Source organism: Aeromonas sp. HMWF015 (assembly GCF_963878965.1).
In the GTDB taxonomy this organism is placed as follows: Bacteria; Pseudomonadota; Gammaproteobacteria; order Enterobacterales; family Aeromonadaceae; genus Aeromonas; species Aeromonas veronii.
This window is the reverse complement of the sequence record NZ_CAWNZT010000086.1, coordinates 26,298-32,741: the sequence shown is the minus strand read 5'-3', so window position 1 is coordinate 32,741 and position 6,444 is coordinate 26,298. Positions and strand designations below refer to the sequence as shown.

Here is a 6,444-nt window from a genome sequence, read left to right as displayed (position 1 = left end):
GTCAGATCAGGATGGAGCTGGTGGATGGCCCGTTCCGCAAGCTGGCGGGCTGGTGGACCTTTACCCCGCTCGATGTCGACGCCTGCAAGGTGGAGTTTGATCTCGATTTCGAGTTTACCTCCAAGCTTATCGAGGTGGCATTTGGTCAGGTGTTCCGCGATCTGGTGAGCTCCATGGTCTCCGCCTTCTCCAACCGGGCGAAGGAGGTCTACGGTGTCTGACCAGCTCAACATCGAGGTTGTCTATGCCTTGCCGCAGCAGCAGACGGTGATTGCCCTGCGGGTGGCGCCCGAGACCTGCGTGCTGGCGGCCATCGAGCAGTCCGGCATCGTACAAAAACACCCCGAGATCGATCTGGCGGTCAACAAGTTCGGCATCTACAGCCGCCCGGTGAAAGGGAGCGAGCCGCTGCACGACGGGGATCGTATCGAGATCTACCGCCCGCTCATCGCCGATCCCCGCGAGATGCGCAAAAAGCGCGCCGAGAAGGCCAAAGAGGAGGGGCGAGCCGATAGCGTGACCGGTGGTCGCCCCGATGTGCATCGCAAGCACCGCGAGTAGTGCTCAGGTTTTTCTTGCAGAAAAAAGGCGCCGAGGCGCCTTTTTTTGATCCCGTTAGCCGGTGAGCTTGCCGAGGGGATATCAAGAGAGGGCTGCTTCTGCCACACCCAGTCGTGCACGGGCCCAGGCGGCCAGTAGCTCTACCCCGCTTTGCATCACCCGCTCATCGAAATCGAATTCGTTGTGATGGTGCGGCGCCGCCAGATCGGCCCCCAGGATGAGGTAAGCCGCTTCGCCCCCCTGTTTTTGCACCCGCTCCATCAGAAAACCGGCATCTTCGCTGGCGCCAAAGCGGCGAGTCTGGATGGTGGCGAGCCCCTGCTTGCGGGCCAGCACCGCCAGCTCGGCCTGCAGGGCCGGGCTGTTGTCGAGGGCAATGGCCTCGCCCTGTTTGATGATGCGGTAGGTGACGCCGTGGGCGAGGGCGGTACCTTCGACGATCCGCTGTACCTGACTGAACATGTAGTCGTTGAGCGTGCTATCGGCGCCGCGGGTTTCACCGCGTAGCTCTGCATGATCGGGGATGACGTTGCGGCCGCTGCCAGCGTGAAGCTGGCCGACGTTGATGCGGGTCATGCCGTCGCGGTGGCGGGGAATGCCGAGCATGGCGGTGGTGGCCATGCAGGCGGCTGCCAGCGCATTGCTGCCGGCATTGGGTTCGAGCCCCGCGTGGGCGGCGGTGCCCATAAAGTGGACGTCGAACTTGGTGGAGCAGAGAAATTCGGTGGGATTGATCACCAGCTCGCCGCTGCCAGCGTGAATACCGATATGGAGCGAGAGCAGGGCATCCACGTCATCGAGTGCGCCACCGGCAGCCAGCGCCTTGCCACCGCGGCACCCCTCTTCGGCGGGTTGGAAGAAGAGCTTGATGCGACCGCACAGCTGCTCCTTGATCGCCATCAGCTGGCTGGCCAGCCCCATGCCGATGGCGGTGTGGCCATCGTGGGCGCAGGCGTGCATCCACCCCTTGTTGTGGGAGGCAAAACCCTCCTGCTGCGGCTGGTGCTGTTCGGCGTCGGACTCTTCCACCTCCACCGCGTCGATATCGAAGCGAAAGGCCAGGGTTGGGCCGGGACGGCCGGTATCCAGCTCTCCCATCAGGCCAGTGACATCGCCAATCCGCTCCAGCCAGTCGGGATGGGCTCCCTGACGACGGGCGCGAGCCTTCTCGGCCGTCACATCCACATCACGGCCCATCATCAGATTGCTGGCCAGCAGCTTGTCGCCGAGCACGATGCGATAACCTAGCTCGCTCAGGTGGTGGGCAATCAGGCTGGTGGTGCGAAACTCTTTCCAGGCGGCTTCCGGCAGGCGGTGCAGGTCGCGGCGCCACAGGATCAGGTGCTCAAGGGTCATCTTGGCTTCCTTGGTGATTCGATTTGTCGGCTATTGTGCCTTTTTTCCCGGCTGACCACACGGGGCCAGCAGCTGGTCGGGGGAGCTGTGCGTGCCAGTGGTGGCAGTGGGGGTCGTAAAAAGTGGCGAGCGCCCATAAAAAACGCCTCCACAAGGGAGGCGTTGTCGATGGGGGGTTATCAGGCCGCGTGATGGTAAGCGGAGGCTTCAAACAGCTTCTTGTTGGCCACCAGATCGATGGGGTCAAAATCATCGACGTTGATGGTGCGCAGGCGACTTACCTCGGCGCGGCGCAGCAGCTCGGCTTCGCTCTGGGTCAGTACGCCAGCGGCCAGGCCAATGTCGGCCACCTTGTCCAGTGCCATGAAGGGGCGCTTGATACCATCGCTCTTGCAGACTTTCTCGAACAGCGGCTCGGCGGCCAGCACGTCATCGAGCGCCTGCTCCAGCAGACCGAAGGGGTTACCCTCTTCGCGAGTCAGGTATTGGCCCTTGGCCAGGCGGCTGCGGGTCTCGCTCGGGGTTTGCAGCAGACGGGCAACCTGTTGGTCCAGCTTGTCGCACGGACGGTTCAGGTCACGACCCAGCGGCAGTACCACGGCACGCAGGGCCAGACCAATCCAGCGGTTCGGGAAGTTGCGCAGCAGCTCGTCGATCGCCTCTTGTGCCTTGAACATGGCATCTTGCAGTGCCCAGTGCAGCAGCGGCAGGTCGGCCTGCTGGCGTCCCTCGTCCTGATAGCGCTTGAGGGCGCTGGAGGCGAGATAGAGCTGGCTCAGCACGTCGCCAAGGCGGGCGGAGACCCGCTCCTTGCGCTTGAGCTCGCCACCCAGAGTGCCCATCGCCATGTCTGACAGGAACGCCAGGTTGGCCGAGAGGCGGGAGAGCTGCTGGTAGTAGCCCTTGGTCTGATCCTTGTAAGGGGCCGCGGCAAAGCGGGCGCCGGTGATACCGAGCCAGAAGCTGCGTACCAGGTTGCTGATGGCAAAGCCGACGTGGCTGAACACCGCCTTGTCGAAATCCTTCAGCGCCTGCTCCTTGTCGGGGTGGCTGGCGGCCAGCATCTCCGGCAGTACATACGGGTGGCAGCGGATAGCGCCCTGACCGTAGATGATCATGCTGCGGGTCAGAATGTTGGCCCCTTCTACCGTAACGGCGATGGGCGCACCCTGATAGCCACGGGCCAGATAGTTGTTGGGGCCCATGCAGATGGCCTTGCCGCCGTGGATGTCCATGGCATCGATGATGCACTTCTGGGCACGGTCGGTGAGGTGGTATTTGACGATGGCGGAGATGACCGAGGGTTTCTCGCCAAGGTCGATACCGGTCACGGTCAGGTTGGCTGCGGCGCCCATGATGTAGGCGTTGCCACCGATGCGGGCCAGCGGCTCTTCAATCCCTTCCATCTTGCCGATGGGTAGCTTGAACTGGCGACGGATGCGGCTGTAGGCGCCGCTCGCCAGGGCCAGCATTTTGACACCACCTGTGCTGTTGGAGGGCAAGGTGATGCCGCGACCGACTGACAGACACTCGACCAGCATGCGCCAGCCCTGACCGGCCATGGCCGGGCCACCGATGATGAAATCGAGCGGGACGAACACATCCTTGCCTTGGGTCGGACCGTTCTGGAACGGCACGTTGAGCGGAAAGTGGCGACGGCCGATGCCGACACCCTTGATGTGAGTCGGGATCAGCGCACAGGTGATGCCGAGCTCTTCCTCTTCACCCAGCAGGTGTTCCGGATCACGCAGTTTGAAGGCCAGACCCAAGACGGTGGCGATAGGGGCGAGCGTGATATAGCGCTTGTTCCAGGTGAGGCGCATACCGAGCACCTCTTTCCCTTCCCACTCGCCCTTGCAGACGATACCGAAGTCGGGGATGGAACCTGCGTCAGAACCCGCTTCCGGGCTGGTCAGGGCGAAGCAGGGGATCTCTTTACCTACCGCCAGGCGGGGAAGGTAGTAATCCTTCTGCTCGTCAGTGCCGTAGTGCTGCAGCAGTTCGCCCGGGCCCAGTGAGTTGGGTACGCCGACGGTGGAGGCGAGCACGGCGCTGGCGCCGCACAGTTTTTGCAAGACGCAGGACTGGGCGTAGGCCGAGAACTCCAGACCGCCATATTTCTTCTTGATGATCATGGCGAAGAACTTGTTGTCCTTCAGGTATTGCCACACCTCGGGGGAGAGATCCGCGCGCTCGTGGGTCACTTCCCAGTCGCTCACCATGCGGCACACCTCCTCGACCGGACCATCCATAAAGGCCTGCTCTTCGGCTGAGAGGGTGCTGACCGGAATGGCGTGCAGCTTTTTCCAGTCCGGGTTGCCCGCGAACAGATCGGCTTCCCACCAGGTAGTTCCCGCTTCAATCGCTTCTTTCTCGGTGCGGGACATCTCCGGCATGATCGATTTGTAGATCTTGAACAGCGGCTTGGTTATTTGATTGCGGCGAAATTCCACCAGATTGAGCGGGATGGCGATCACCGCGAACAGCGCCCATACCAGCAAAGGCACATGACCATAGATGGCGCCAAGCACCAGGGCGGCGCCGGTGACCAGGGTGGAGATGAACAGGGATGCCCGGCGATAGGCCAGGGCTCCGATAACCAGGATCACCCCGAGCAGAGTGAGGGTCGTCGTCATTGCTTGCTCCTTGCGTGAAAGATTGCCAACGTGGCGTAACTGATCCAGAGGTCTGACCTGTTGGATATGGCCCCTGTTGTAATTCATACGCACAAAGTTATCAAGCTGTTTACATCTTCATTACCTTCTCTCTGTGATCCCCATAACGCTCACGCGCCGCCAGCGCTGTGGCTCGCAGGGGGGCGACTGTGCGATTCGCTTGTGCGAGAATAGCCGCGATCTACACGCACACTAAAAACAGTGGAAGAGACATCATGTACCAAGAATTGATCCGCAATGAACTGACCGAAGCTGCCAGCGTGCTGCAAGCCTTCCTGGCTGATGAGCAGAACCTGAAAAACATCGAAGCGGCCGCCAAACTGCTGGCTGACTCTTTCAAAGAAGAGGGCAAGGTGCTCTCCTGTGGCAACGGTGGCTCCCACTGTGATGCCATGCACTTTGCCGAAGAGCTGACCGGTCGTTACCGCGAGAACCGCCCGGGTTATGCCGGTATTGCCATCTCAGATCCGAGCCACCTCTCCTGCGTCTCCAACGACTTTGGCTATGAATATGTCTTCTCCCGTTACGTAGAAGCGGTTGGCCGTCGTGGCGACGTGCTGCTTGGCATCTCCACCAGCGGCAACTCCGGCAATATCCTGAAAGCCATCGAGGCTGCCCGCGCCAAAGGGATGAAAGTGATCGCACTGACCGGCAAGGATGGCGGCAAGATGGCGGGTCTGGCGGATGTCGAGATCCGCGTGCCGCACTTTGGCTATGCCGACCGTATTCAGGAAGTGCACATCAAGGTGATCCACATCCTGATCCAGCTGGTCGAAAAAGAGATGGCCAAGTAATCAGGCCATCGTCACCAGACAAGGGTAACGCCGGTAACATGGTTCGCCATCGGCCGGTTGTTGCCAGTCACAGGGGAAGGGATTGCGCCTTCCCCTGCTGTCTGTCGAACCAGCGTGCTGGTCGAACATGACACAAGCCAAATCATGAAAGGAGTCTGCCGGATATGTGCGAACTGCTCGGCATGAGTGCCAATGTGCCGACCGATATCTGCTTCAGCTTTACCGGGTTGATGCTGCGCGGCGGCAAGACCGGGCCCCACAAGGATGGCTGGGGGATCACCTTCTACGAGGGGAAGGGCTTTCGCACCTTCAAGGATCCCGAGCCCAGCGCCCAATCTCCCATCGCCAGACTGGTACAGGCGCTGCCCATCAAGAGCTGCGCTGTGGTCAGCCACATTCGGCAGGCCAACCGTGGCTGCGTGTCACTGGAAAATACCCACCCCTTTACCCGTGAGCTGTGGGGCCGTTACTGGACCTTCGCCCACAACGGTCAGCTGACCGGCTACAAGAAGCTGCCAACCGGCCGCCACCGGCCGGTGGGGGATACCGACAGCGAGCACGCCTTCTGCTGGCTGCTCGATCGGCTGGAGCAAAAATATCCCAAGCGTCCGGCCAACTTTCCCGCCATGTTTCGCTATCTCGCTACCCTGTGTGACGAGCTCAGAGCGTTCGGGGTGTTCAACATGCTGCTCTCGGACGGGGAGTATGTGATGAGCTACTGCAGCAACAACCTGCACTGGCTGACCCGCTGTGCGCCCTTTGGCGAGGCGAGCCTGCTGGATGAGGAGGTGGTGATCGACTTTCAAAGCGAGACTACCCCCAACGATGTGGTGACCCTGATCACCACCCGTCCGCTGACCGGCAATGAGAATTGGGTCAAAATGGCGCCCGGCGAATTCAATCTGTTTCGCATGGGGGAGCGGGTGGCGACCAATCAGGTCGCGCTTGAGCAAGATAAAAAAATACCAGGGTAGATACCTACCCTGGTTCTTCGCAGCAGCCATAAAAGGCAAAAGGGATGAGAGGTGTTGCTGAGCATCATCACTCTGACGGCATTG

At 61.0% G+C, this 6,444-nt stretch carries 6 protein-coding genes; 4 read left to right on the top strand and 2 right to left on the bottom strand.

Going from position 1 to position 6,444, the window contains the following annotated elements; all coding sequences use genetic code 11:
- Together AACS18_RS03935 and AACS18_RS03930 are read left to right on the top strand one after the other, a co-directional pair.
- Positions 1–221, top strand: a 221-nt coding sequence (locus AACS18_RS03935) for an SRPBCC family protein (RefSeq protein WP_308810816.1), incomplete at its 5' end; no start/stop codon positions are given.
- On the top strand, positions 214–561 hold the full coding sequence (locus AACS18_RS03930; protein ID WP_005353535.1) for an RnfH family protein: 348 nt from the start codon (positions 214–216) through the stop codon (positions 559–561). The genes AACS18_RS03935 and AACS18_RS03930, both read left to right, overlap by 8 nt.
- Positions 562–642: 81 nt before the next feature.
- On the opposite strand, the gene AACS18_RS03925 is transcribed toward AACS18_RS03930, so the two are convergent.
- Together AACS18_RS03925 and fadE are read right to left on the bottom strand one after the other, a co-directional pair.
- Positions 643–1,917, bottom strand: coding sequence for an amidohydrolase (locus tag AACS18_RS03925; RefSeq protein WP_108613754.1), 1,275 nt, complete (start codon positions 1,915–1,917; stop codon positions 643–645).
- A gap of 179 nt (positions 1,918–2,096) precedes the next feature.
- Complete coding sequence (gene fadE, locus AACS18_RS03920; protein WP_042054645.1) at positions 2,097–4,553, bottom strand: acyl-CoA dehydrogenase FadE; 2,457 nt, start codon at positions 4,551–4,553, stop codon at positions 2,097–2,099.
- 254 nt (positions 4,554–4,807) lie between these two features.
- Between fadE and lpcA the strand changes: the two genes are divergently transcribed.
- Positions 4,808–5,386 (top strand): D-sedoheptulose 7-phosphate isomerase, encoded by a 579-nt coding sequence (gene lpcA / locus AACS18_RS03915; RefSeq protein ID WP_042054644.1) that lies wholly within the window; start codon positions 4,808–4,810, stop codon positions 5,384–5,386.
- 164 nt (positions 5,387–5,550) lie between these two features.
- Positions 5,551–6,360, top strand: a complete 810-nt coding sequence (locus AACS18_RS03910) for a class II glutamine amidotransferase (RefSeq protein ID WP_019446544.1) — start codon at positions 5,551–5,553, stop codon at positions 6,358–6,360.
- Positions 6,361–6,444: the final 84 nt, after the last annotated feature.

Coding starts and splice junctions, on each gene's coding strand:
- AACS18_RS03925 (WP_108613754.1), bottom strand. CDS start 1,917: ATGACCCTTGAGCACCTGATCCTGTGGCGCCGCGACCTGCACCGCCTG.
- fadE (WP_042054645.1), bottom strand. CDS start 4,553: ATGACGACGACCCTCACTCTGCTCGGGGTGATCCTGGTTATCGGAGCC.
- lpcA (WP_042054644.1), top strand. CDS start 4,808: ATGTACCAAGAATTGATCCGCAATGAACTGACCGAAGCTGCCAGCGTG.
- AACS18_RS03910 (WP_019446544.1), top strand. CDS start 5,551: ATGTGCGAACTGCTCGGCATGAGTGCCAATGTGCCGACCGATATCTGC.